20 protein-coding genes are annotated in these 24,306 nt (G+C 70.3%); 2 read left to right on the top strand and 18 right to left on the bottom strand.

The features are described 5' to 3' along the window. Positions 1-34: 34 nt before the first annotated feature. From aroB to ABZT12_RS10470, 14 genes are all read right to left on the bottom strand, one after another. Positions 35-1,126 carry a 3-dehydroquinate synthase gene (gene aroB, locus ABZT12_RS10535; RefSeq protein ID WP_356380569.1) on the bottom strand — a complete coding sequence of 364 codons (1,092 nt, stop codon included), beginning with the start codon at positions 1,124-1,126 and terminating at the stop codon, positions 35-37. Then, on the bottom strand, positions 1,123-1,605 hold the full coding sequence (locus ABZT12_RS10530; protein WP_356380868.1) for a shikimate kinase: 483 nt from the start codon (positions 1,603-1,605) through the stop codon (positions 1,123-1,125). The genes aroB and ABZT12_RS10530 overlap by 4 nt, the downstream gene beginning before the upstream one ends. 32 nt (positions 1,606-1,637) lie before the next feature. Further along, positions 1,638-2,822, bottom strand: a complete 1,185-nt coding sequence (gene aroC / locus ABZT12_RS10525; protein WP_356380566.1) for a chorismate synthase — start codon at positions 2,820-2,822, stop codon at positions 1,638-1,640. A gap of 196 nt (positions 2,823-3,018) precedes the next feature. Beyond that, on the bottom strand, positions 3,019-3,858 hold the full coding sequence (locus ABZT12_RS10520; RefSeq protein ID WP_356380563.1) for a shikimate dehydrogenase: 840 nt from the start codon (positions 3,856-3,858) through the stop codon (positions 3,019-3,021). Next, the gene (gene mltG, locus ABZT12_RS10515) at positions 3,839-5,578 is read right to left on the bottom strand and encodes an endolytic transglycosylase MltG (RefSeq protein WP_356380560.1); all 1,740 of its coding nucleotides are present in this window, start codon (positions 5,576-5,578) and stop codon (positions 3,839-3,841) included. The genes ABZT12_RS10520 and mltG overlap by 20 nt, the downstream gene beginning before the upstream one ends. A gap of 121 nt (positions 5,579-5,699) precedes the next feature. Beyond that, positions 5,700-6,164 (bottom strand): Holliday junction resolvase RuvX, encoded by a 465-nt coding sequence (ruvX, locus tag ABZT12_RS10510; protein WP_356380557.1) that lies wholly within the window; start codon positions 6,162-6,164, stop codon positions 5,700-5,702. A gap of 15 nt (positions 6,165-6,179) precedes the next feature. Beyond that, the gene (gene alaS, locus ABZT12_RS10505) at positions 6,180-8,852 is read right to left on the bottom strand and encodes an alanine--tRNA ligase (protein WP_356380554.1); all 2,673 of its coding nucleotides are present in this window, start codon (positions 8,850-8,852) and stop codon (positions 6,180-6,182) included. Then, positions 8,852-9,205, bottom strand: a complete 354-nt coding sequence (locus tag ABZT12_RS10500) for a hypothetical protein (RefSeq protein WP_356380551.1) — start codon at positions 9,203-9,205, stop codon at positions 8,852-8,854. Before ABZT12_RS10500 ends, alaS begins: the two co-directional genes overlap by 1 nt. A 7-nt stretch (positions 9,206-9,212) precedes the next feature. Continuing rightward, positions 9,213-9,677: a DUF948 domain-containing protein gene (locus ABZT12_RS10495; RefSeq protein WP_356380548.1), complete on the bottom strand. Its 465-nt coding sequence runs from the start codon at positions 9,675-9,677 to the stop codon at positions 9,213-9,215. A 429-nt stretch (positions 9,678-10,106) separates the two neighbouring features. Continuing rightward, positions 10,107-10,721 (bottom strand): 30S ribosomal protein S4, encoded by a 615-nt coding sequence (gene rpsD / locus ABZT12_RS10490; RefSeq protein WP_356380545.1) that lies wholly within the window; start codon positions 10,719-10,721, stop codon positions 10,107-10,109. Positions 10,722-11,019: 298 nt separating this feature from the next. Next, positions 11,020-12,375: a replication-associated recombination protein A gene (locus tag ABZT12_RS10485; protein ID WP_356380542.1), complete on the bottom strand. Its 1,356-nt coding sequence runs from the start codon at positions 12,373-12,375 to the stop codon at positions 11,020-11,022. A 46-nt stretch (positions 12,376-12,421) separates the two neighbouring features. After that, positions 12,422-13,078: a vitamin K epoxide reductase family protein gene (locus ABZT12_RS10480; RefSeq protein WP_356380539.1), complete on the bottom strand. Its 657-nt coding sequence runs from the start codon at positions 13,076-13,078 to the stop codon at positions 12,422-12,424. A 456-nt stretch (positions 13,079-13,534) separates the two neighbouring features. Further along, positions 13,535-14,797 (bottom strand): histidine--tRNA ligase, encoded by a 1,263-nt coding sequence (gene hisS, locus ABZT12_RS10475; protein ID WP_356380536.1) that lies wholly within the window; start codon positions 14,795-14,797, stop codon positions 13,535-13,537. A gap of 13 nt (positions 14,798-14,810) precedes the next feature. Next, positions 14,811-15,527, bottom strand: a complete 717-nt coding sequence (locus ABZT12_RS10470) for an MBL fold metallo-hydrolase (RefSeq protein WP_356380533.1) — start codon at positions 15,525-15,527, stop codon at positions 14,811-14,813. 178 nt (positions 15,528-15,705) lie between these two features. Between ABZT12_RS10470 and ABZT12_RS10465 the strand changes: the two genes are divergently transcribed. Both ABZT12_RS10465 and ABZT12_RS10460 read left to right on the top strand, forming a co-directional pair. Next, positions 15,706-16,536 (top strand): peptidylprolyl isomerase, encoded by an 831-nt coding sequence (locus ABZT12_RS10465; protein ID WP_356380530.1) that lies wholly within the window; start codon positions 15,706-15,708, stop codon positions 16,534-16,536. 157 nt (positions 16,537-16,693) lie between these two features. Further along, positions 16,694-17,923 carry a DUF349 domain-containing protein gene (locus tag ABZT12_RS10460; RefSeq protein ID WP_356380527.1) on the top strand — a complete coding sequence of 410 codons (1,230 nt, stop codon included), beginning with the start codon at positions 16,694-16,696 and terminating at the stop codon, positions 17,921-17,923. Between the two features lie 72 nt (positions 17,924-17,995). Here the strand turns inward: ABZT12_RS10460 and ABZT12_RS10455 are convergent, their stop codons facing one another. The 4 genes from ABZT12_RS10455 to secD all read right to left on the bottom strand — a co-directional run bounded on the left by ABZT12_RS10455 (position 17,996) and on the right by secD (position 24,211). Continuing rightward, positions 17,996-20,548, bottom strand: coding sequence for a RelA/SpoT family protein (locus tag ABZT12_RS10455; RefSeq protein WP_356380524.1), 2,553 nt, complete (start codon positions 20,546-20,548; stop codon positions 17,996-17,998). Positions 20,549-20,776: 228 nt separating this feature from the next. Next, positions 20,777-21,316 carry an adenine phosphoribosyltransferase gene (locus ABZT12_RS10450; RefSeq protein ID WP_356380521.1) on the bottom strand — a complete coding sequence of 180 codons (540 nt, stop codon included), beginning with the start codon at positions 21,314-21,316 and terminating at the stop codon, positions 20,777-20,779. Then, a complete protein-coding gene (gene secF / locus ABZT12_RS10445) occupies positions 21,313-22,449 on the bottom strand; it encodes a protein translocase subunit SecF (protein ID WP_356380518.1) in 1,137 nt (378 codons plus the stop codon). Before secF ends, ABZT12_RS10450 begins: the two co-directional genes overlap by 4 nt. Before the next feature lies 1 nt (position 22,450). Continuing rightward, complete coding sequence (secD, locus tag ABZT12_RS10440; protein ID WP_356380515.1) at positions 22,451-24,211, bottom strand: protein translocase subunit SecD; 1,761 nt, start codon at positions 24,209-24,211, stop codon at positions 22,451-22,453. Positions 24,212-24,306: the final 95 nt, after the last annotated feature.

The following is a 24,306-nucleotide window of genomic DNA, read 5'->3' as shown; positions in this document are numbered from 1 at the left end:
CACGGCACATGGGGCGGACGGCACCGCCGGAGGCCTACTCCCCCACTTCGCCGTAGGCGGCGAGCAGCACGGCCGGGTCGGGTCCCTCCAGGACGGTGGGCTTGGCGAGGCCGTCCAGGACGATGAAGCGCAGCAGGTCGCCGCGGGACTTCTTGTCGACCTTCATCGCCTCCAGCAGCTTGGGCCACTGGTCGTGGCGGTAGTGCAGGGGGAGGCCGACCGAGGCGAGGACCGCGCGGTGCCGGTCGGCCGTGGCGTCGTCCAACCGGCCCGCCAGGCGGCCCAGTTCGGCCGCGAAGTGCATGCCGACCGAGACCGCCGCGCCGTGCCGCCACTGGTAGCGCTCGTTCTTCTCGATGGCGTGCGCGAGGGTGTGGCCGTAGTTGAGGATCTCCCGCAGGCCCGACTCCTTCAGGTCGGACGAGACGACCTCGGCCTTGACCTTGATGGAGCGCTCGATGAGTTCGGCGGTGTGCGGTCCGGCCGGGGTGCGGGCGGCCTCGGGGTCGGACTCGATGAGTTCCAGGATCGCGGGGTCGGCGATGAAGCCGGCCTTGATGATTTCGGCGAGCCCGGAGACGTAGTCGTTGACGGGGAGGGAGTCCAGAGCGGCCAGGTCGCAGAGCACGCCGGCCGGCGGGTGGAAGGAGCCGACCAGGTTCTTGCCCTCGGCGGTGTTGATGCCGGTCTTGCCGCCGACGGCCGCGTCGACCATGGCCAGCACGGTCGTCGGTACGGCGATCCAGCGCACCCCGCGCAGCCAGGTCGCGGCGACGAACCCGGCGAGGTCGGTGGTGGCGCCGCCGCCCACGCCGACGATGACGTCGGAGCGGGTGAACCCGGACTGGCCGAGCGCCTTCCAGCAGTAGGCGGCGACCTCGGCGGTCTTCGCCTCCTCCGCGTTCGGCACCTGGATGGCGACGGCCTCGAAGCCCTGTCCGGCCAGGTCGGCGCGGAGCGCGTCACCGGTCTCGGCGAGCGCCTCGGGGTGCACGACGGCCACCCGCTTGGCCTTCTCGCCGATCAACCCGCCCAGTTCGCTCAGGAGTTGACGGCCCACCAGGACCTCGTACGGGTCGCTGCCGGCCGTGCCGCCGACCTGGATCCTCGTCACTGACTCGCTCATGCTTCCTTCAACTCCAGTGCGTCCAGGACGGCTTGGGTGACCTCTTCGGGGGTGCGGCCGTCTGTGGCCACCACCGCCCGCGCGACCTCCGCGTACAAGTGGCGCCTGGCGTCCATCAGTTCGCGCCACTGCTTGCGCGGGTTGATGGTGAGCAGCGGCCTGGCCACGTTGAGGCCGGTGCGCCTGACGGCTTCCTCGACGTCCATCGAGAGGTAGACGACCCGGTGTCCGGCGAGCAGGGTGCGGGTGTCCTCGTCGAGGATCGAGCCGCCGCCGAGCGCCAGCACACCGGTGTGGTCGGCCAGCGCCGCACGCACCGCACGCTTCTCCAGGGCACGGAAGACCGGCTCGCCCTCGTCGACGAAGATCTCGGCGATGGTGCGGCCCTCGGCCGCGACGATGTCGTCGTCGGTGTCCCGGTAGCCGACGCCGAGCCGCTCGGCGAGCCGCTGTCCCACGGTGGACTTGCCGACGCCCATCGGGCCGACCAGGACGACGAGCGGGGCGGCGCTCACCGGATGACCAGGTGGTCGAGGTAGGACCGGACGTTGCGGCGGGTCTCGGGGACCGAGTCGCCGCCGAACTTCTCCGCCACCGCGTCCGCGAGGACGAGCGCGACCATGGCTTCGGCGACGATGCCGGCCGCCGGGACGGCGCACACGTCGGAGCGCTGGTGGTGCGCCTGCGTGGCCTCGCCGGTGGCCACGTCCACGGTCCGCAGGGCGCGCGGCACGGTGGCGATCGGCTTCATCGCGGCGCGTACGCGCAGCAGCTCGCCGGTGGTCAGACCGCCCTCGGTACCGCCGGAGCGGCCGGTGGAGCGGCGGATGCCGTCGTCGGTGGTGACGATCTCGTCGTGCGCCTGGGAGCCGGGCACCCGGGCCAGGTCGAAGCCGTCGCCGACCTCGACGCCCTTGATGGCCTGGATGCCCATGAGGGCGGCGGCGAGCCGGGCGTCGAGCCGCCGGTCCCAGTGCACATGGGAACCGAGGCCGACGGGCACGCCGTACGCGAGCACCTCGACGACTCCGCCGAGGGTGTCGCCGTCCTTGTGGGCCTGGTCGATCTCCGCGACCATCGCCTTCGAGGCGTCGGCGTCGAGGCAGCGCACCGGGTCGGCGTCCAGCTTCTCGACATCGGCCGGGGTGGGGTAAACGCCGTAGGGGGCCTTGGCGGCGGCGAGTTCGACGACGTGCGAGACGATCTCGATGCCGGCGGTCTCCTTGAGGTACGACCGGGCGACCGCGCCGAGCGCGACCCGGGCGGCGGTCTCCCGCGCGGAGGCGCGCTCCAGGATCGGCCGGGCCTCGTCGAAGCCGTACTTCTGCATACCGGCGAGGTCGGCGTGGCCGGGGCGGGGGCGGGTCAGCGGGGCGTTGCGGGCCAGGCCGGCCAGGATCTCCGGGTCGACCGGGTCGGCCGCCATGACCTGTTCCCACTTGGGCCACTCGGTGTTGCCCACCATGACCGCGATCGGGGAGCCGAGGCTGAGCCCGTGCCGGACGCCGCCCAGGAAGGTGACCTCGTCACGCTCGAACTTCATCCGGGCACCGCGCCCGTAGCCGAGCCGGCGCCGGGCGAGGTGGTCCGCCACCATCTCCGTGGTGATCGGCACGCCGGCGGGAAGGCCCTCCAGCGTGGCGACGAGTGCGGGCCCGTGGGACTCCCCCGCGGTCAGCCAGCGCAACCTGCTCAACGGTGTGCTCCTCAGTCCTCGCGCCCTGGTTACTGCCCTGCGTACGCGCGTCCTCGCGTACGGCGACGGCGGACCGGGTGCGCGGCCCGGGCACGCCACCACGATCCTCCCATGTCCGGGCCCGAAACCCGGCCGGAGGTCCAGGAAGCGGACACGGGCGGCAGGAAGCTGACAACGGCGGGAGCCGGACGCGGGATCAGCGCCGGGCGAGCGCCTTCTCGCCGGCCCGGCGCATGGCGTCCAGCGGGGCCGGGGTGCGGCCGGTCATCAGCTCCACCTGGAGAACCGCCTGGTGGACCAGGAGGTCGAGGCCGCTGACGACGGCGCCGGCGTAGCCCGACCAGCGGGCCGCGAGGTCCGTGGGCCAGGGGTGATAGAGCACGTCGAAGAGGGTGGCCGGACGTTCCGGAACGGCGGCGGCGAGGGCGTCGGTCGTCCCGGCGGGGGTGGTCGCGAAGACCAGCGGCGCGCGCAGCCCCTCGGCCGCGTCGGCCCAGTCCGCGGTGCGGAGTTCGACGTCGAGCCGCTCGCCCCAGCGGCGCATCTCGGCGGCGCGAGCCTCGCTGCGGACGTAGACGACGACCTCGCCGGTGCAGATCCGGGCCAGGGCGGCGAGCGCGGAGGAGGCGGTGGCACCGGCGCCGAGGATGGCGGCGGAGTCGACCTGTTCGATGCCCTTCTCCCGCAGCGCTGCGACCATGCCGGGGATGTCGGTGTTGTCGCCGTGGCGCCGGCCGTCCGCGGTGCGGACGACCGTGTTGACGGCCTCCACCGACGACGCCGTCTCGCTGATCTCGTCGAGCAGCGGAATGACGGCCCGCTTCAGCGGCATCGTCAGCGACAGCCCCGCCCACTCCGGTCCGAGCCTCTCGAAGAATTCCGGAAGCCCGGCCTCGTCGACGTCGAAAAGGTCGTACGACCAGTCGGCGAGCCCCAGTTCCGCGTAGGCCGCGCGGTGCAGCACCGGGGAGAGGGAGTGGGCGATGGGCGAACCGAGAACGGCCGCCCGGCGGGCGTCAGTTGCCCGAGTTGGCATTGAACTCTTCCTTGAGATGCTGGAATTCGGCGTAGGTCTTGGCGAATTCGGTCTTGTTCTCGCCGTCGGTCGCCACGAAGTAGATCCAGCCGTCGTGCGTCGGATGCAGCGCGGCCTGCAGCGCCTCGTCACCGGGATTGCCGATGGGGCCGGGCGGCAGGCCCTTCTGCGTATAGGTGTTGTACGGGTCCTTGTTGCTGTTGATCTCGGACTCGCTGATGTGGATGTTGCTCTCGCCCTTCAGGTAGTTGAAGGTCGAGTCGAACTGGAGCAGTTGGTTGGTCTCGGTGTTCGTGGGCTTGAGGCGGTTGTAGACGACCTCGGCCATCTTGCGGAAGTCGTCGTGCGTCTTGCCCTCGGCCTGGACGAGGCTCGCGACCGTGATGACCTGCAACGGACTGTCCAGGTTGAGGGCCTTGGCCTTCGCCGCGAGGTCGTAGGCGCCGTACTTCTCAGTGGCCTGCGCGACCATCTGTTTCAGTAGCGTCTCGGGTTTCATGCCCTTGGCCGCGGCATAGGTTCCGGGGTAGAGGAATCCTTCCAGCGGATCCTTGACGTTCTGGTCACTATTGGCCCAGCTGGGCAGACCGAAGGTCCGGTATTCCTTGTGGGCGACGTCCTTGGTGGTGCCGTCGGAGAGCTTGAGCGCCCTGTCGATCGCCTCGTAGACCTTCACGTCCCGCATACCCGGGGGGACGATCAGATTCTGCTGACTCTTGGGATCGAGCATGAGCGTGACAGCGCTCATCCCGGACATTCCCTTTTTCAGCAGATAGACGCCCGCCTGGATTTTCTTCCCGTCGGGGTTCTGCGACTGGGCGGCCACGAACGCGTCGACGCTCTTGACCACGCCCCGCTTCTTCAGCTCCTGGCCGATGGTGTAGCCGCCCGCGCCCTTGGGGATGGTGACGCTCACCGAACCGCTGCCGCTCCCGGCGTAGTCGGGCACCGGCCCGAAACGCGCCTGGTAGAAGTGCCAGCCGAAATAGCCGACGCCGGCCAGGCCGCCGCCGAACACGAGGGCCACGACCAGGCAGGCGCATCCGTTGCGGCTCTTCTTCTTTCCCTTGCCGCCCCGGCCCCGCCGGTCATTGCGGCCGTCCGCCTCATCGTCGTCGTCGGCGGCGTCGTCGTCATCGTCGCCCGCGAAGAAGGCGTGTTCGCCCTGGTCGGGCCCGGGGTCCCAGTCGATCGGCGGCTCGGGCTCCGGTTCCGCGCGACGGCGGCTCGGGGGCTCGGGCGGCGGAAAGGCGTCGGGGGTGCCGTAGTAGTCGGGCTGCTGTTCGCCGTAGGCGACGGCCTGCTGGCCGTACGGGTCGCCCGGGTCGGCGGCGTAGGGAACCTGGGCATGGGTGCCCATGCCGTCCCATACGCCCTGCTGGTACTGCTGCTGACCGGGGTGCTGGCCCTGTTCGGCGTACTGCTGCTGGTGCTGCGGGTCGGGGTACTGCTGCTGGTGGCCCTGGTCGTCGGGGTACTGCTGGTGGCCCTGCTCGTCGTAGACCTGGTACTGCTGGGGGGCATGGCCGTACTCGGGCTGCCGGCCCTGGTCCCAGTCGCCGTACTGCTGCTGCGGCTGCTGCGGGTAGTGCTGCGGCTGGCCGCCGTAGGGGGACTGCGGGGCGACCTGGCCCTGCTGTCCTCCCCATCCGTCGTCCCCGTACAACGGGTCCTCCGGATGCCACGGTTCGGAGCCAGGGCCCCGGCCATACTCAGTCATCGATCCCCTAGAGCCGCGAGGCGGCGGTCGCGGCGCCGGTGACTCGGCCGCCGTCCCGCCTCTTGCTGTGCGGCGGCTGTTCGAACGCCACCGCATTGCGCGGAACGTTACCGTATCGCGATCAGATGACCACTTCGACGCCCTCGCCGGGTGGTTTACCTGACACCCGTTCGGATTCCAGGGCCTGCTGCAGGATGATGACCGCGGCCACCTGGTCGATGACCGACCGGCCCTTCTTCGCCTTCACGCCGGACGCGCGGAGTCCCTGACTGGCCGTCACCGTGGTCATCCGCTCGTCCAGCAGTCTGACCGGAACCGGTGCGATGCCCCTGGCGATCTCCTGGGCGAAGGCCCGCACCTTCACGGCGGCCGGACCCTCGCCCCCCTTGAGGGAGCGGGGGAGACCGACGACGACTTCGACCGGTTCGTACTCCGCGACGAGCTGCCGAAGCCTGCGGTGGGCCGCCGGGACGTCCCGGCCGGGCACCGTCTCGACGGGAGTGGCGAGGATCCCGTCGGGGTCGCACGAGGCGACCCCGATACGGGCGTCCCCGACATCGATCGCGAGCCGACGTCCTCTGCGCATCTTCTCGGCCGTTTCTTACTTGGCCGTGTCGGCGACGAGGCGTTCGACGGCGTCCACGGCCGCGCCGATGGCGGCCGGGTCCTGGCCGCCGCCCTGGGCGACGTCCGGCTTGCCGCCACCGCCGCCGCCGAGGGTCTTGGCCGCCGTACGGACCAGCTCACCGGCCTTGAGTCCGCGCTCACGGGCCGCCTCGTTGGTGGCGATGACGGTGAGCGGCTTGCCGTTGACGGTGGTGAACAGCGCGACGACGGCGGGCCGTCCGCCCTGGATCCGGCCGCGTACGTCGAGGACCAGCCTGCGCAGGTCGTCGGCGCTGGTGCCGTCGGGCACCTGGCCGGTGACCAGGGCGACACCGCTTACGTCCTGGGCGGAGGCGGCGAGACCGGCGGCGGCCTGCAGCACCTTCTCGGCGCGGAACCTCTCGATCTCCTTCTCGGCGTCCTTCAACTTGCCGAGCATGGTGGAGATCTTCTCCGGCAGCTCCTCCGGGCGTCCCTTGACCAGCTCCTGGAGCTGGGCGACGACCGTGTGCTCGCGGGCGAGGAAGTTGTAGGCGTCGACTCCGACGAGCGCCTCGATACGGCGGACGCCGGAGCCGATCGACGACTCACCCAGCAGCTTCACCAGGCCGAGCTGGGCGGTGTTGTGCACATGGGTGCCGCCGCACAGCTCCTTGGAGAAGTCTCCGATGGTCACGACGCGGACCCGCTCGCCGTACTTCTCGCCGAACTCGGCGATGGCGCCCTGCTTCTTGGCCTCGTCGAGGCTGAGGATCTCGGCGTGCACGTCCAGGTCACGGGCGAGCACCTCGTTGATCTTCTGCTCCACGTCCGTCATCACGGCCGTGGGCACGGCGGACGGCGAACCGAAGTCGAAGCGGAACCGGCCGGGCTGGTTCTCCGAACCGGCCTGGGCGGCCGTCGGGCCGAGGGCGTCCCGAAGCGCCTGGTGGGTGAGGTGCGTGGCCGAGTGGGCGCGGGCGATGGCCGTACGCCGGCGGTTGTCGATGGCGGCTTCGACCTTGGCGCCGAGCGTCACCTCGCCGACCTGGACGACGCCCTTGTGGACGTAGACCCCGGGCACCGGCTTCTGGCAGTCGCGGACCTCGATCACGGCACCGGACTCGGCCTTGATCCGGCCGGTGTCGCCGATCTGGCCGCCGCCCTCGGCGTAGAACGGGGTGCGGTCGAGGACGATCTCGACCTCGTCGCCCTCGGTGGCGGCCGGGGAGGAGACGCCGTCGACGAGGATGCCGACGATCGTGGACTCGCCCTGGGTGTCCGCGTAGCCGATGAAGTCGGTCTCGCCGGCGCGGTCGGCGATCTCGCGGTAGGCGCCGAGCGAGGCGTGGCCGGTCTTCTTGGCCCGGGCGTCGGCCTTGGCCTGGTCCCGCTGCTGCTTCATCAGGCGGCGGAAGCCGTCCTCGTCCACGGAAACGCCCTGCTCGGCGGCGATTTCGAGAGTGAGGTCGATCGGGAAGCCCCAGGTGTCGTGGAGCAGGAAGGCCTTGTCGCCGGCGAGCACCGTGCCGCCGGACTCCTTGGTGTCGGTGATGGCCGTGTCGAGGATGTTGGTGCCGGCCCTCAGCGTCTTGAGGAAGGCGGCCTCCTCGGCGAGGGCCACGGTCTCGATGCGCTGCCTGTCGGTGACCAGCTCGGGGTACTGCCGGCCCATCATCGCGATCACGACGTCGATGAGGTCCTTGACGACCGGACCGGTGGCGCCGAGCAGCCGCATGTTGCGGATGGCGCGGCGCATGATGCGGCGCAGGACGTAGCCGCGGCCCTCGTTGCCGGGGCTCACGCCGTCGCCGATGAGCATGACCGAGGTCCGCATGTGGTCGGTGACCACGCGCAGGGAGACGTCGGACCCGTGCGCGTCGCCGTACTCCACGCCGGTCAGCTCGGTGGCCTTCTTGATGACGGCCATCGAGGTGTCGATCTCGTACATGTTCTGCACGCCCTGCAGAATCATCGCGAGGCGTTCCAGGCCGAGGCCGGTGTCGATGTTCTTGCTCGGCAGGTCCCCGAGGATCTCGAAGTCCTCCTTGCCGATACCCTCGCCCCGCTCGTACTGCATGAAGACGAGGTTCCAGATCTCCACGTACCGCTCGTCGTTGACGGCCGGGCCGCCCTCGACGCCGAACTCGGGGCCGCGGTCGTAGTTGATCTCGGAGCACGGGCCGCAGGGGCCGGGGACGCCCATCGACCAGTAGTTGTCCTTCTTGCCCAGGCGCTGGATGCGCTCGGCCGGGACGCCGACCTTCTCCCGCCAGATGGTCTCGGCCTCGTCGTCGTCGAGGTAGACCGTGATCCACAGGCGCTCGGGGTCGAGTCCGTAACCACCCTTGTCCTGGGGCGTGGTGAGCAGCTCCCAGGCGTAGGTGATGGCGCCTTCCTTGAAGTAGTCGCCGAAGGAGAAGTTGCCGCACATCTGGAAGAACGTGCCGTGCCGGGTGGTCTTGCCGACCTCTTCGATGTCGGGCGTGCGTACGCACTTCTGCACGCTGGTGGCGCGCGGCCACGGCGGTTTGACCTCACCGAGGAAGTACGGCTTGAAGGGGACCATGCCCGCGGGGACCAGGAGCAGAGTCGGGTCGTCCGCGATGAGCGACGCCGAAGGGACGACGGTGTGACCGCGCTCCTCGTAGAAGCTCAGCCAGCGGCGGCGGATCTCGGCCGACTCCATCAGTGGTCCTCATTCCGGTTGGGCGAGTGCTGCGTCCTGTCGTTGTCGACGGACCTCGGGTGGGTGTTCTCGATGACGGGATGGCGGCGGGGCGGGGGGAGTTCACGGCCTACGGGGGCGTTGATGCCCAGCGCGTCGCCGAGTTCGGCCTCCCGCTGTGCCATGCCGGCGCGGACGTCGAGCGCGAAGCCCACCGCGCTGTCCTTGAGCCGGTGGCCCGCCTCGATCGCCTTGTTCGCCGCGGAGACGGCGAGGTTCTCGGGCGTCAGCTGCTTCAGCTTGCGGTTGACCTTGGTGGTGGCCCAGACACCGGCGGCGACGCCCGTGCTGAACCAGAACGTACGGCGGAACATCGCTCGCTCAGTCCTTCTTCCGGGTGCGCCTGCCCCGGCGCGCGGCCGGGACGGTACGGCCCACGATCACGGTGCGCCGGGGCGCCTTGACGGGCATCTCCTCGCGGCGGACGCCGAGGGCGCGGCGCACGCCGTAGCCGAAGGCCGCGACCTTCACCAGGGGGCCGCCGAAGGTGGAGGCGACGGTGGTCGACAGCGCGGAGGCGTTGGAGGTGACCTCCTGGACGTCCGAGGCGATCGCGTCGACCCGGTCGATCTGGGTCTGCGCCGAGCGCACCGCGGAGGATGCCTCCGCCAGCAGCGGGACGGCCTGTTCGGTCACGTCCGCCACGAGCTTGGTGGTCGCCTTGAGCGTCTGGGCCAGCCTCACCAGTGCGACGGCGAGGAAGGAGACCAGGATCGCCCAGAAGACGGCCACCAGGATCCCGGCCACCTCACCACCGGACACTGTGTGCACCCGCTCCCTAGACATGCGGTCGACATCGGACCATGAAAGTCAGTGGTCCGAGCCTATCGCGCCGGCAGTCCCGCTCCGAACCGGATTACCGCCTGCCCGTGGCCCCGCCGGGCGCAGCGCTCGTACGGACCGGATCGGGCGCCGTACGCTCCGTGCCCCATCCCGGGTTGTCGGCGCCCCGGCCCGGTCGCACGTGGTCAACTGCCTTTCAGCCTGCGCCCGTTGAGGTCCGCTCGGTCGAACTCGCCGCTCCAATGCGGGCGTTCGTCGCCACACGCCCTGTCGCCCTGGCCCTTCTCGCGCGTCTCGGGTGGGGTGAACTCCCCCTGGCGACGGGCGGATGCGGCGGCGGGCGTGGGTACGCAGAAGCCCGCCGCCTCGCCCGCCCGGAAGGGCGGGGAGACGGCGGGCTGACGCGCTGGTGGTGCTACGGCCGTGAGGTGATCAGCGGGCGTAGTACTCGACGACGAGCTGCTCGTCGCAGATCACCGGGATCTCCTTGCGGTTCGGCTCGCGGTCCAGGCGGAACGCCAGGGCCTTGAGGTTCACCTGGAGGTAGCGCGGGGTCTCGCCGTCGGCGGCGAAGCCACCCTCGCGGGCGATCTCGAACAGCGGCTTGACACGGCTGCGCTCGCGGACCATCACGACGTCGTCGGGACGGACACGGAACGACGGCTTGTCGACCTTGCCGCCGTTGACCTCGATGTGGCCGTGGACGACCATCTGGCGGGCCTGGTAGATCGTGCGGGCGATGCCCGAACGCAGGACCAGCGCGTCGAGACGGCGCTCCAGCTCGATGATCAGGGCCTCACCGGTCTTGCCCTGGACCTTGGAGGCACGCTCGTAGGCGCGGACGAGCTGGCGCTCGGACACGTCGTACTGCGCGCGCAGACGCTGCTTCTCCAGCAGACGGACCTTGTAGTCCGAGTTCTGCTTGCGGCCACGGCCGTGCTCGCCCGGCGGGTAGGGGCGGGCCTCGAAGTACTTGACGGCCTTCGGGGTCAGCGCGATGCCGAGGGCACGCGACTTCTTGACCTTGGGGCGGGGCTGGTTCGCCACTTCTTTTCCTTTTCCTTTTCGGCTGCCTCAGGGTTACGGGAGGTCGCATCCGCAGCCGGGGAATCCCGTCAGGTCCGCGAGGACATGCCGGGTAGCCGTTCCCCTGGTCTGGGCACATACGTGCAGCACACGAACGGCCCACCGACCGGTCCCGGAACCCCGGGTGGTGGTGGGCTGCCCGCGACACCTACGACGGTGCGCGACGCTCCTGGATCAAAAGATCCGGCTGGTTGTCCCGTCTGAGGCGCCGACCGGAGTCGGCACGGGACGCAGCACTTCGCAGGATTCTACAGGGTGGTCAGGACCGCTGACGACCGAGGTGTGCGCGGGTCCACTCCACGGCGTCCGCGTACCGCGCCTCCGCGCCGTGCCGGGTGGGCTCGTAGTACTCGCGGTCCTTGAGCTCCTCCGGGGCGTACTGCTGGGCGGCGATGCCCTCCGGCAGATCGTGCGGGTAGACGTAGCCCTGGGCGTGGCCGAGCTTGGCCGCGCCCTTGTAGTGGCCGTCGCGCAGGTGCGCGGGGACCGGCCCTGCGTGCCCCTTGCGTACGTCCGCCAGGGCGGCGCCTATCGCCGTGGTCGCCGCGTTGGACTTGGGGGCCAGGGCGAGGGCGATGGTGACGTGGCTGAGGGTGAGGGCGGCCTCGGGGAAGCCGATCATGGCGACGGCCTGGGCGGCGGCGACCGCGATCGGCAGGGCGTTGGGGTCGGCGAGGCCGATGTCCTCGCTGGCGGAGATCATCAGCCGGCGGGCGATGAACCGGGGGTCCTCGCCGGCGTCGATCATCCGGGCCAGGTAGTGCAGGGCGGCGTCGACGTCGGAGCCCCGGATGGACTTGATGAGGGCGCTGGCCACGTCGTAGTGCTGGTCGCCGTCGCGGTCGTACTGCACGGCGGCGCGGTCGACCGTCTCCTCCAGGGTCTGGAGGGTGAGCTGCGCCTCGCCCTTGTCGAGGGCGGCTCCGGCGGCGGCCTCCAGGGCGGTCAGCGCGCGCCGGGCGTCGCCGCCGGCGATCCGCAGCAGGTGGTTCTCGCTGTCCTCGGGGAGGGCGACCGCGCCCTTCAGGCCGCGCTCGTCGGCCAGGGCGCGGCGGAGCAGGCCGCGCAGGTCGTCGTCGGTGAGCGATTCGAGGGTGAGCAGGAGGGAGCGGGAGAGCAGCGGGGAGATCACCGAGAAGTACGGGTTCTCCGTGGTCGCCGCGATCAGGGTGACCCAGCGGTTCTCGACGGCCGGCAGGAGCGAGTCCTGCTGGGCCTTGCTGAAGCGGTGGATCTCGTCGAGGAAGAGGACGGTCTCCTTGCCGTAGCCGCCGGTGGCGCGCCGGGCGCCGTCGATGACCGCGCGGACCTCCTTGACGCCGGCGGTGATCGCGGACAGCTCGACGAAGCGCTTGTCGGTGGCCTTCGACACCACGTACGCGAGGGTCGTCTTGCCGGTGCCGGGCGGCCCCCAAAGGATCACCGAGGACGGTCCGGCCGGGCCGCCCGCCCCCTCGCCGACCAGTCTGCGCAGGGGCGAGCCCGGCTTCAGCAGATGCTGCTGGCCCACGACCTCGTCGAGGGTGCGCGGGCGCATCCGCACCGCCAGGGGGCTGCTGGACGGGTCCTTCTCCTGGCGTTCTTCTGCGGCGGCGGTGAACAGATCGGGCTCCACGTACGAAACCCTATGTCACCGCACTGACAATCCCGCCGGGCCGCCGTCAGGCCCAGAGCTGGCTGCCCCAGCGGGTCAGGATCAGCATGGCGATGATGCCGACGTGGGTGACCGGGATGACCCAGGTGAACTCGGCGAGGAAGTTCTTCAGCGGACGCGCGGCCGGCAGGAAGCCGTTGCGGACGTTGAACGACGTCACGTACCAGAACATGGTGATCGTGGCGACCCAGGCGAGCGAGCACCAGAGGCAGAGCGCGTTGATCTTGTACAGGGACTGGTACTGGAGCCAGGTGACGAAGACCACCCCGAAGAGGGTGCCCGCGTTGAAGGTCAGCCAGTACCAGCGCGGGAAGGTGACCCGGGTCAGCAGGGTCACGCCGACGCAGATGACGATGCCGTAGCAGACCAGGCCGAGCATCGGGTTGGGGAAGCCGAAGACCGCGGCCTGCTTGCTCTGCATGACGCTGCCGCAGGACACGATCGGGTTGATGCTGCAGTTCGGGGTGAAGGTCTTGCCCTCGACCTTGGCTTCCAGCAGCTTGAACTTGTCGATCGTGATGACCCACGCGGCGAGCAGGCCGGCCGCGCCGGTGATCACCAGCAGCAGGGCGAAGGCCCGGCTGCCGCCGACCGTCCGCGGCTCCGGGCGCGCGCTTTCCGGCTCGGGCTCGATGGAGACGTCCTTCACTGTCGTCTTGCTCATCACGGCGATCCGTCACTTGAGAGGCTGACCTGCTTCGGGCACGGACATTGTGCCGCACGCGCGCGTGCGTTCACCGTTCGATGCGGATAAGGAAGGCCGCGCGGACGGGCCCGGACGCGCGGTTTCGGCCGGAGCCCGGGGCGGCACCGCACACGCGAACGATCTCGTGGTGGAGGCGGGGGGACGGGACCACCGCAGACGGTAGGGACCCGTCGGTCCGCGGGACGGGGCGTTCGCCCTGCTCCGGCCTCGCGGCGGCCCGCCGCGGCCGGGACGCCGACGAGGCGTCGGTCCCCGGACGGGACCCGGCGACGGCCACGCGCGCGTGGCGTTCACCTGTCGGAATCGTCCGCCAGGACGAACCGGTGTCCGCCAGGTTGACGGCCCGGGAACGCCCGCCTCCGACGGCAGGGGCGCCGGACGCCTCGACGGCATCCGGCGTCCCGACTCCGTCGACTAGCCGAGCCGTGCGGCCAGTTCCGTCACGATCTCGTCCAGGCCGACCGCCGTCTGCTCGCCGGACTCCATGTCCTTGAGCTGTACGACGCCCTCGGTGAGGTCGCGTTCGCCGGCCACGAGTGTGTAGCGGGCGCCGCTGCGGTTGGCGTTCTTCATGGCGCCCTTGAGCCCCTTGGCGCCGTAGGAGAAGTCGGCCGCGACGCCGAGCCTGCGCAGCTCGGTCACCTTGGCGAAGAGGACGCGACGCGCCTCCTCCCCGAGCGGGACCGCGAACACACTGGTGGTGGCGGGGAGTTGGAGTGCGACGCCCTCCGCCTCCAGGGCCAGGACCGTGCGGTCGACGCCCAACGCCCAGCCCACGGAGGGCAGTGCGGGGCCGCCGATCATCTCGGAGAGTCCGTCGTAGCGGCCGCCGCCGCCCACCGCGGACTGGGAGCCCAGGCCGTCGTGGACGAACTCGAAGGTCGTCCGTGTGTAGTAGTCCAGGCCGCGCACCAGCTTCGCGTCGTCCTCGAAGGCGACGCCCGCCGCGGTGATCAGCTCGCGCACCTCCTCGTGGTAGGCCTTGCAGGCGTCGCAGAGGTAGTCGCGCAGCAGCGGGGCGTCCGTCAACTGCTTCTGCACGTCCGGGCGTTTGTCGTCCAGGACGCGCAGCGGGTTGATGTCGGCGCGCCGCAGCGTCTCCTCGTCGAGGTCGAGGCCGTGCAGGAACTCCTGGAGCGCGGCCCGGTAGACCGGACGGCACTCCTTGTCGCCGAGGCTGTTGAGGAGGATGCGGAAGTCGCGCAGTCCCAGGGAGCGGTACGCCTGGTCCGCCAGGATGATCAACTCCGCGTCCAGCGCCGGGTCCTCGGCACCGATCGCCTCGGCGCCGACCTGGGAGAAGTGCCGGTAACGGCCCTTCTGGGGACGCTCGTAGCGGTAGTAGGAGCCCGAGTACCAGAGCTTGACGGGGAGGTTGCCCGCCTTGTGCAGGTTCGCCTCCAGGGCGGCGCGCAGCACGGAGGCGGTGCCCTCGGGGCGCAGCGCGAGCCGGTCGCCGCCCTTGGTCTCGAAGGCGTACATCTCCTTGGTGACGATGTCGGTGGACTCGCCGACACCGCGCGCGAAGAGTTCGACGCTCTCGAAGCCGGGCGTCTCGATGTAGCCGTAGCCGGAGTCGCGCAGCGGGGCCGCGATCGCCTCGCGTACGGCGAGGTACTCGGCGGACTTCGGCGGGATCAGGTCGTACGTGCCCTTGGGGGCCTTGAAGGTGCTCACGGGAGGTCTCTCGTCACATTCCTCGTCGGGGAGCGCCGGGGCCGCCGTGCTCCGGGCGGCCCTCGGCCACCTGCCGGAGATACGGGTTGGCGGCGCGCTCCTGGCCGATGGTCGTCTGGGCGCCGTGGCCGGACAGCACCACGGTCGAGTCGTCGAGCGGCAGGCACACGCGGGCCAGCGAGTCGAGGATCTCGGCGTGGGAGCCGCCGGGCAGGTCGGTGCGTCCGATGGAGCCGGCGAAGAGCAGGTCCCCGGAGAAGAACACGGAGGGGATCTCCGCGCCCTCGGGCAGCCGGAAGGTCACCGACCCTTTGGTATGGCCGGGCGCGTGCGCGACCGAGAACTCCAGTCCCGCCAGCTCCAGGCGCGCACCGTCGGTCAGCTCCCTGACGTCGTCCGGCTCCCCCACGGTCAGCTCGCCCATCAGCGGCATCCCGAGGGAACGGCCGAGCGCCTTCTCCGGATCGCTCATCATGAAGCGGTCCTCGGGGTGGATCCAGGCCGGCACGTCGTGCGCGCCGCACACCGGGACGACCGAGGCCACATGGTCGATGTGGCCGTGGGTGAGAACGACCGCGACGGGCTTGAGCCGATGCTTCCTGAGCGTTTCCTCGACTCCCTGGGCGGCCTGATGGCCCGGGTCGATGACCACGCACTCCTCACCGGCGGCGGGGGCGACGAGATAACAGTTCGTCCCCCAGGCCCCGGCGGGGAACCCGGCAATGAGCACGATCGTCCTTCGTTGTGTCGATACGGGATGGCTTGACGACGGTGCGTCAGTGGTCAGAGCCTACCGGCGCTGCCGAATCCTCAGCGAACCCATATACGGTACGGGGCACACGCAGGCGGTCGACTCACACGACGCACGCGTCCCAGTCGGCGTACGAGACGCATGAGGAGAGAACGCGGTGGTCACCCAGGAACAGCGGAAGCGGCAGCTCGCCCGGGAGAAGTTCTTGCGGCAGCAGCAGCGGCGGACGGCCGCTCGGCGCAAGGCGCGCATGCGCAACTCGGTGATCGCGTCGGTGCTCGGCGTGGTCGTCATCGGCAGCGTGGCGCTGTACACGACCGGGGCCCTCAAGGACGACGGCAAGAAGACCGCCGCGAGTGCCGACGTCACGCCCAGCGCCTCCGCGACCAGCAAGGCGCCCGACCCGTGCGCGAAGCCGGCGTCCGGCAAGGTCAAGACGATGACCTGGAAGAAGGAGCCGGCCGTCACGGTCGACAAGTCGGCGAAGTACACGATGAAGCTCGCGACGACCTGCGGTGACATCGCCATCGCCCTGAAGGCGTCGGTCGCGCCGCACACCGTGAACTCGTTCGCCTTCCTGGCCGGCAAGGGCTACTTCGACCACACGAAGTGCCACCGCCTCACCGACAGCGGCATCTACGTGCTCCAGTGCGGCGACCCGACGGGGACCGGCAGCGGTGGTCCCGGGTACACGATTCCGGACGAGAATCTGAAGGACAAGAGCCTCAAGGGCGGCATCTACCCGGCGGGCACGGTCGCGATGGCGAACACCGGGCAGAAGCACACCGGCGGCAGCCAGTACTTCCTCGTGTACCAGGACAGCCAGCTCCCGGCGAGCTACACGCCGTTCGGTACCGTCTCCGCCTCCGGCATGAAGGTACTGAAGAAGATCGCCGCCGCCGGCGCCCAGGCCGCGGACCCCACGACGGGCAACACCGCGCCGAACGCGACCGTCGTGATCAACAAGGCCACGGTCACCAAGTCCTGAGCTGCGGCCCGGGGTTCGGCACTGCTCCGGGGTGCGAATTTTTCGGTCGCGCGGGATGCGGACAGGCAACCCGCCGGTCGCCTATGTTGGCCGTGACGAAACTGTGGACGATGCCCCGGGACGAAGCCCCGCGCGGGCATCATGTGGAGGAGGCGCTGTGAGCAGCGACCCGTGGGGCCGCGTCGACGAGACGGGGACCGTGTACGTGCGTACGGCCGAGGGCGAGCAGGTCGTCGGTTCCTGGCAGGCGGGCTCCCCTGACGAGGCGCTGGCCTATTTCGAGCGCAAGTACGAAGGCCTGGTTGTCGAGATCGGCCTCCTCGAGAAGCGGGTGAAGACCACCGACCTGTCGTCGAAGGACGCGCAGGCCGCCGTCGGTCATCTGCGGGAGCAGGTCGACGCCCACCACGCGGTGGGCGATCTGGCCGCGTTGCGGGTCCGGCTGGACAAGCTCGTGGAGACCGTCGAGGCGCGCCGTGAGGAGCGCAAGCAGCAGCGCGCCAAGCAGTCCGACGAGGCACGCAACGCCAAGGAAGCGCTGGTCGTCGAGGCGGAGGAGCTGGCCCAGTCCGACCAGTGGCGGGCCGCCGGTGAGCGGCTGCGCGCCCTGGTGGACACCTGGAAGGGGCTGCCGCGGCTGGACCGCAAGTCGGACGACGAGCTGTGGCACCGCTTCTCGCACGCCCGGTCGGCGTTCTCCAAGCGCCGCAAGGCGCACTTCGCCTCGCTCGACGCACAGCGCGAGGAGGCCCGCAGGACCAAGGAGCGGCTGGTCGCCGAGGCCGAGGCGCTGTCGGGCTCGGCGGACTGGGGTCCGACGGCCGCGCGGTACCGCGATCTGATGACCGAGTGGAAGGCGGCGGGCCGCGCCCAGCGCGAGCACGAGGACGATCTGTGGAACCGCTTCCGCGGCGCCCAGGACGTCTTCTTTGCCGCCCGCGGCTCGGTCTTCGCCGAGCGGGACGCGGAGCAGACGGAGAACCTCAAGCTCAAGGAGGAGCTGGCCGAGGAGGCCGAGAAGCTGCTGCCGGTCACGGACCTGAAGGCGGCCCGCGCCGCCTTCCGCTCGATCAACGAGCGGTGGGAGGCCATCGGTCACGTGCCGCGCGACGCCCGGCCGAAGGTCGAGGGCCGGCTGCACACGGTCGAGCGGGCGCTCCAGGAGTCCGAGGAGGTCGAGTGGCGCCGGACGAACCCGGAGGCACGCGCGCGTGCCGAGGGTCTGACCGGTCAGCTCCAGGCCGCCGTGGACAAGCTGACGGGCCAGATCGAACAGGCCCGGGCACAGGGCAACAACTCCCGCGCGGAGAAGCTGGAGCGCGAGCTGGAGGGGCGCAAGGCCCTGCTGGACCAGGCGCTGAAGGGTCTTCAGGAGTTCGGCGGCTGACACCCGCACGCACGGCGAAGGGGCTCCCGTACCTGGTGTACGGGAGCCCCTTCCGCGTCTTCCGCGTATCCGCTAGGACTTGTTGCGCGCCGACGTCACCCGGTAGACGTCGTAGACGCCCTCCACTCCCCTGACCGCCTTCAGGACGTGACCCAGGTGCTTGGGGTCGCCCATCTCGAAGGTGAAGCGGGAGGTGGCGACACGGTCGCGGGAGGTCTGTACGGCCGCCGAGAGGATGTTGACGTGCTGGTCGGACAGGACGCGCGTGACGTCCGAGAGGAGCCGGGAGCGGTCCAGCGCCTCGACCTGTATGGCGACCAGGAAGACCGACGACTGGGTGGGCGCCCACTCCACTTCGAGGATGCGCTCGGGTTCACGGGAGAGCGAGTCCACGTTGACGCAGTCGCTGCGGTGCACCGAGACGCCGCTGCCCCGCGTGACGAACCCGATGATGGGGTCCCCGGGGACGGGTGTACAGCAGCGGGCCAGCTTGACCCAGACGTCGTCGACGCCCTTGACGACCACACCCGGGTCGGCGTTGGAACGGCGCTTGCGACCACGGCCGTGCGCCGACGGCACGCTGTCGTCGATCTCCTCGGTGGCCGCCTCCTCGCCGCCGAGCGCCTGCACCAGCTTCTGTACGACGTTCTGCGCGGCGACATGGCCCTCGCCGATCGCCGCGTAGAGCGAGGAGATGTCCGGGTAGCGCATCTCGTGCGCGAGCGTGACCAGCGAGTCGCCGGTGAGGATGCGCTGGATCGGCAGGTTCTGCTTGCGCATCGCGCGGGCGATGGCGTCCTTGCCCTGCTCGATCGCCTCGTCCCGGCGCTCCTTGGAGAACCACGCCCGGATCTTGTTGCGGGCGCGCGGGGACTTCACGAAGCCGAGCCAGTCGCGGGAGGGGCCCGCGCCGGCCGCCTTAGAGGTGAAGATCTCCACCAAGTCGCCGTTGTCCAGGGTGGATTCGAGCGGTACGAGGCGGCCGTTGACCCGTGCTCCTATGGTCCGGTGGCCGACCTCGGTGTGCACCGCGTACGCGAAGTCCACCGGCGTCGCCCCGGCCGGCAGCGCTATCACGTCGCCCTTGGGGGTGAAGACGAAGACCTCGTTGCGGGAGAGGTCGAAGCGCAGCGACTCCAGGAACTCGCTCGGGTCCTCGGTCTCCTTCTGCCAGTCGAGCAACTGGCGCAGCCACGCCATGTCGTTGACGGTGTCCTGGCCCGCGCTGCCCTTGGCCGCCCGGGGCACGTCGGTACGGATCTTGGAGGAGCCGGCGACCGTCTCCTGCTTGTACTTCCAGTGCGCGGCGATGCCGTACTCGGCGCGGCGGTGCATGTCGAAGGTGCGGATCTGGAGTTCGACCGGTTTGCCGTTGGGGCCGATCACCGTCGTGTGCAGCGACTGGTACATGTTGAACTTGGGCATCGCGATGTAGTCCTTGAACCGGCCGGGGACCGGGTTCCAGCGCGCGTGCACCGTGCCGAGGGCCGCGTAGCAGTCGCGGACGGTGTCCACCAGGACGCGGATGCCCACCAGGTCGTAGATCTCGGCGAAGTCCCGGCCGCGGACGATCATCTTCTGGTAGACGCTGTAGTAGTGCTTCGGCCGGCCGGTGACGGTCGCCTTGATGCGGGCGGCCCGCAGGTCGGCCTGGACCTCGTCGGTCACTATGGCCAGGTACTCGTCGCGCTTCGGCGCCCGCTCGGCCACCAGCCGGACGATCTCGTCGTACATCTTGGGGTAGAGGATCGCGAAGGCGAGGTCCTCCAGTTCCCACTTGATGGTGTTCATGCCCAGGCGGTGGGCGAGCGGCGCGTAGATCTCCAGCGTCTCGCGCGCCTTCTTCTCCTGCTTCTCGCGCTTGAGATAGCGCATGGTGCGCATGTTGTGCAGGCGGTCGGCGAGCTTGATGACCAGGACGCGCGGGTCCTTGGCCATGGCGACGACCATCTTGCGCACGGTCTCGGCCTGGGCGGCCTCGCCGAACTTGACCTTGTCGAGCTTGGTGACGCCGTCGACGAGGAGGGCGACCTGGTCGCCGAAGTCCCGGCGGAGCTGGTCGAGGCCGTACTCGGTGTCCTCGACCGTGTCGTGCAGCAGGCCCGCCATCAGCGTCGCCGGGTCCATGCCCAGCTCGGCGAGGATGGTGGTGACGGCGAGCGGATGCGTGATGTACGGGTCGCCGCTCTTGCGCTTCTGGCCGCGGTGCCAGCGCTCGGCGACCTGGTAGGCGCTCTCGACCTGGCGGAGGGTGGCGGCCTCGATCTTCGGGTCGTTGCTGCGCACTATCCGCAGCAGCGGTTCCAGGACCGGGTTGTAGGGGTTGGAGCGCTGGCCGCCGAGCCGGGCGAGACGGGCGCGGACGCGGTTGGAGGAGCCGCCGGAGCGCGCGGGCTGGCCGGAGCCGGGACGGGCCGCCGGGGTGACCGCGGGGCGCTCGGCCGGAGCCGGGTCGGGGCGCGCGGGCTCGGCCGCCTTGTCGTCGGGCACCGACCGGGCGCGCTCGTCCGTCCCGCCGGTTTCGCTCCGCGTGTCCGGCGCGGGCCGCGCGGGCTCGGCCGAGGGGCCCGGGGCCGGGGTGGGCTCGGGCTTGGCGGCGGTCAGGGGCTGCGCCTCGTCTGCCAAGAGGACTCCTCGTACGCGATCCGGGTCCCCCGGTCAGGCTCCGGGGACCCCATGGTAGCGAGCCCGGGCTCCGGGCTCGCCTTCAGGCCGCTGTGAAGGCCGCACACTCGTGGAACGCGAGAGGCGGGCGCCGGATTCCTCCGGGCCCGCCTCCGCGGTGTCCCGCGGGTGCCTGAGGCCTTTCCCGCGGCTTTCCAGGACCTTGCGCGGGAGTGGCGTACGTGTGGCTCAGACCTTGAGCAGGGCCTCCAGGGGCGCCCCGTCGAGGGACGGTTCCAGCCGGGCCCGCCCGCCGAGGAAGCCGAGCTCCATCAGGACGGCGATGCCCGCGACCTCGGCACCGGCCCTGCGGATCAGCTGGACGGAGGCCTCCGCGGTGCCGCCGGTGGCCAGGACGTCGTCGACGACGAGGACGCGGTCGCCCGCGCTCAGGTCCTCGGCGTGCACCTCGATCTCGGCCGAACCGTACTCCAGGTCGTACGCCTGGCTGAGGGTGGCTCCGGGGAGCTTGCCCGCCTTGCGTACGGGGATGAAGCCGACGCCCGCGCGGACGGCCACCGGGGCGCCGAGGATGAAGCCGCGGGCCTCCAGGCCGACGACCTTGGTGGCGCCGGTGCTCGCGACGATCCCGGCCAGCGCGTCGGTGAGCGCGGTGAAGGCCGCCGGGTCCGCCAGGAGCGGGGTGATGTCCTTGAACATCACGCCCGGCTCCGGGTAGTCGGCCACGTCACGGATACGGCTGAGCAGCAGCTCGCGTACGTCGGTCATCGGCGCTTCCCGGAGGGACGGCCGCGACCCCGGTTGCGGGAGGCGGGCTGGTTGCGCGGGCCGACGACCGCGGCGGCCGAGTCGTCCGGCTCGTCCGACTCGTCGTCGTAGGCGTCGTCCGCCCGCTCGGTGGCGTCGGCAGGCGACGGCTCGCCCTGCGCGGCGGCCTGCGCCCGCTTGGCGAGGACGCGCTTCCTGAGCGCCTTGATCTGCGGCTCGCGCTCCTTGAGGTCGGCGACGAGCGGCGTGGCGATGAAGATCGACGAGTACGCACCGGCCGCGAGACCGACGAACAGCGAGAGCGAGATGTCGTTGAGCATGCCCGCGCCGAGGACGCCGCCGCCGATGAAGAGCAGGGCCGCGACCGGCAGCAGCGCGACCACCGTGGTGTTGATGGAGCGGACCAGGGTGCCGTTGATCGAGCGGTTGGCGACGTCGCTGTAGGTCCAGCGGGTCTGCTTGGTGATGTCCCTGGTCTGCTCCTTGAGGCTGTCGAAGACGACGACCGTGTCGTAGAGCGAGTAACCGAGGATCGTGAGCAGACCGATCACCGTGCCCGGGGTGACCTCGAAGCCGACGAGGGCGTAGATGCCGGTGGTGATGGTGATGTCGTGGATCAGGGCGACGAGGGCGGCGATGGCCATGCGCCACTCGAAGGCGATCGCCAGATAGATCACGACCAGCACCATGAAGATCGCCAGGCCTTCCCAGGCCTTGTTGGCGACCTGGTCACCCCAGCTCGGGCCGACCAGGTCCGCGGCGATGTCCTCGGAGTTGATCTTCAGGTCCTTGGAGAGCTGCGCCTTGATGCCGTCGGACTTGTCGGTGTCGATGCCCGCGATCTGGACGCGCAGGCTGCCGTCACCGAGCTTCTGCACGATGGCGTCATGGCCGGACGCGTCCTCGGCGAACTTCTCGGCCTGGTTCACCGAGACGGTCATGTGCTTCGGGGTGGTGAAGACGGCGCCGCCCTGGAACTCGATGCCCATGTTCAGGCCGCGCACCGCCAGGCCGAGGATGGCCGTGATGGTGATCAGGATCGAGATGCCGTACCAGATCTTGCGATTGCCGACGAAGTCGTACCCGACCTCGCCACGGTGCAGTCGGGCGCCGAGGTTGCCGAGCTTCGACATCTCACGCCTCCTTCGGGTCGACGGGGGCGGAGGAGCGGCGGGTGCGGCGCAGCGGCGGCTTGACGCCCAGGGCCTTCGGGTCGAGGCCGGACAGCTTGTGGCCCTCCGCGAAGAACTTCCTGCGCGCCAGCAGCGTCATCAGCGGCTTGGTGAAGAGGAAGACGACGACGACGTCGAGCACGGTGGTCAGACCGAGCGTGAACGCGAAGCCCTGGACCTTGCCGACCGTGACGATGAAGAGCACCGCGGCGGCGAGGAAGGAGACGAAGTCGGAGACCAGGATCGTGCGCCGGGCACGCGGCCAGGCGCGCTCGACGGCGGGGCGCAGGGAGCGGCCCTCGCGGATCTCGTCCCGGATGCGCTCGAAGAAGACGATGAACGAGTCCGCCGTGATGCCGATCGCGACGATCGCGCCGCAGACGGCCGGCAGGTTCAGCGCGAAGCCGATGGTCGGGCCGAGCAACGCCATGATCACGTAGGTGAGGATCGCGGAGACCAGCAGCGACGGGATCGCGATGACGGACAGGCCGCGGTAGAAGACCAGCAGGTAGATGACGACGAGCGCGAGGCCGATCGCGCCGGCGATCAGACCGGCGTGCAGCTGCTCGCCGCCGAGCGCGGCGGTCACGGTGGTGACGCTGTCCTCCTTGAAGGACAGCGGCAGGGCGCCGTAGGACAGCATGTTGGCGAGGCTCTGGGCCTCTCCCTGGCTGAAGCGGCCGGAGATCTCCGCGTTGCCGCCGGTGATGGACTGGCTGACGTACGGGCTGGAGACGACCTGGCCGTCGAGGACGATGCCGAACTCGTTCTGCGGGGACTGGTTCTTGGCGAGCTGGCCGGTGATCGAGGAGAACTTCTTGGAGCCGCTCCCCGTGAAGTCCATGGTGACCTGCCAGCCGGAGGCACCCTGAGTGTCGTAGACCGCCTGGGCCTTCTTGACGTCGGTGCCGTCCACGGCGGCGGGGCCGAGGAGGTACTTGTACCAGGTGCCGGAGGACTTGCCGCAGGCCACGGTGGAGTCGGTGGGCTTGGCGGTCTTGCCCGCGGTGTTCTGGGTCGCCTTCTTGGAGCAGTCCAGGGCGGTGTACGCGGCTTCGAGCCTGGTCGCCTCGGCGCTGGCGGCGCTGGAGGCGCTCGCCGACGGGGAGGCCGACGAGGAGGCCGAGGCGCTGGACGACGGGGAGGCGCTGGCGTCGGCCTTCAGGGCGTCGGTGACGGCGCGGCCCTGGGCGGTGGCGGAGGACGTCGGGCTCGCGGAGCTCGACGTGGACGCGCTCGCCTTGGGGTTGGCCGAGGACTTGCCCGAGGCGCTGGAGGAGGCGCTGGGCGACGGGGTCGACTTGGCCGCTCCGGCGGAGGCCTCGGTGGCCAGGACCGGGCGGAAGTAGAGCTTGGCCGTGGTGCCGACCTGCTGGCGGGCTTCCTCGGAGTTCGTGCCCTTGGGGATGTTGACGATGATGTTCTTGGAGCCCTGCGTCTGGACCTCGGCCTCCGAGACACCAAGACCATTGACACGGCGGTTCATGATGTCGACCGCGGTGTCCATGTTGGTCTTGTTGATCGAGGACTCCTGGCCGGGTTCCGCGACCGCCCTGAGCGTGATGCTCGTACCGCCGGCCAGGTCGATACCGAGACGCGGAGTGGTGTGCCCGGAGGCGAACATGCCCCCGGTGAGCGCCACGATGGCGATCAGGATGAGGGCCAGCGAGCGCCCCGGCTTGCTCTGGGCGCTCGCGCTACGGCCCCTCTTAGGTGCTGCCACCTTCTCGTACTCCCTCTCGGGCCGCTTCGCGCCGGGTGAACGCGGTGGCGGCCATGACATGGTGTCGGGATCCCGTGCGGGCGACGCACGTGCCC

The organism is Streptomyces sp. NPDC005423 (assembly GCF_040606415.1).
Lineage (GTDB): Bacteria > Actinomycetota > Actinomycetes > Streptomycetales > Streptomycetaceae > Streptomyces.
The sequence above is the reverse complement of the archived record's forward strand: the minus strand, read 5'-3'. Positions and strand labels throughout refer to the sequence as shown.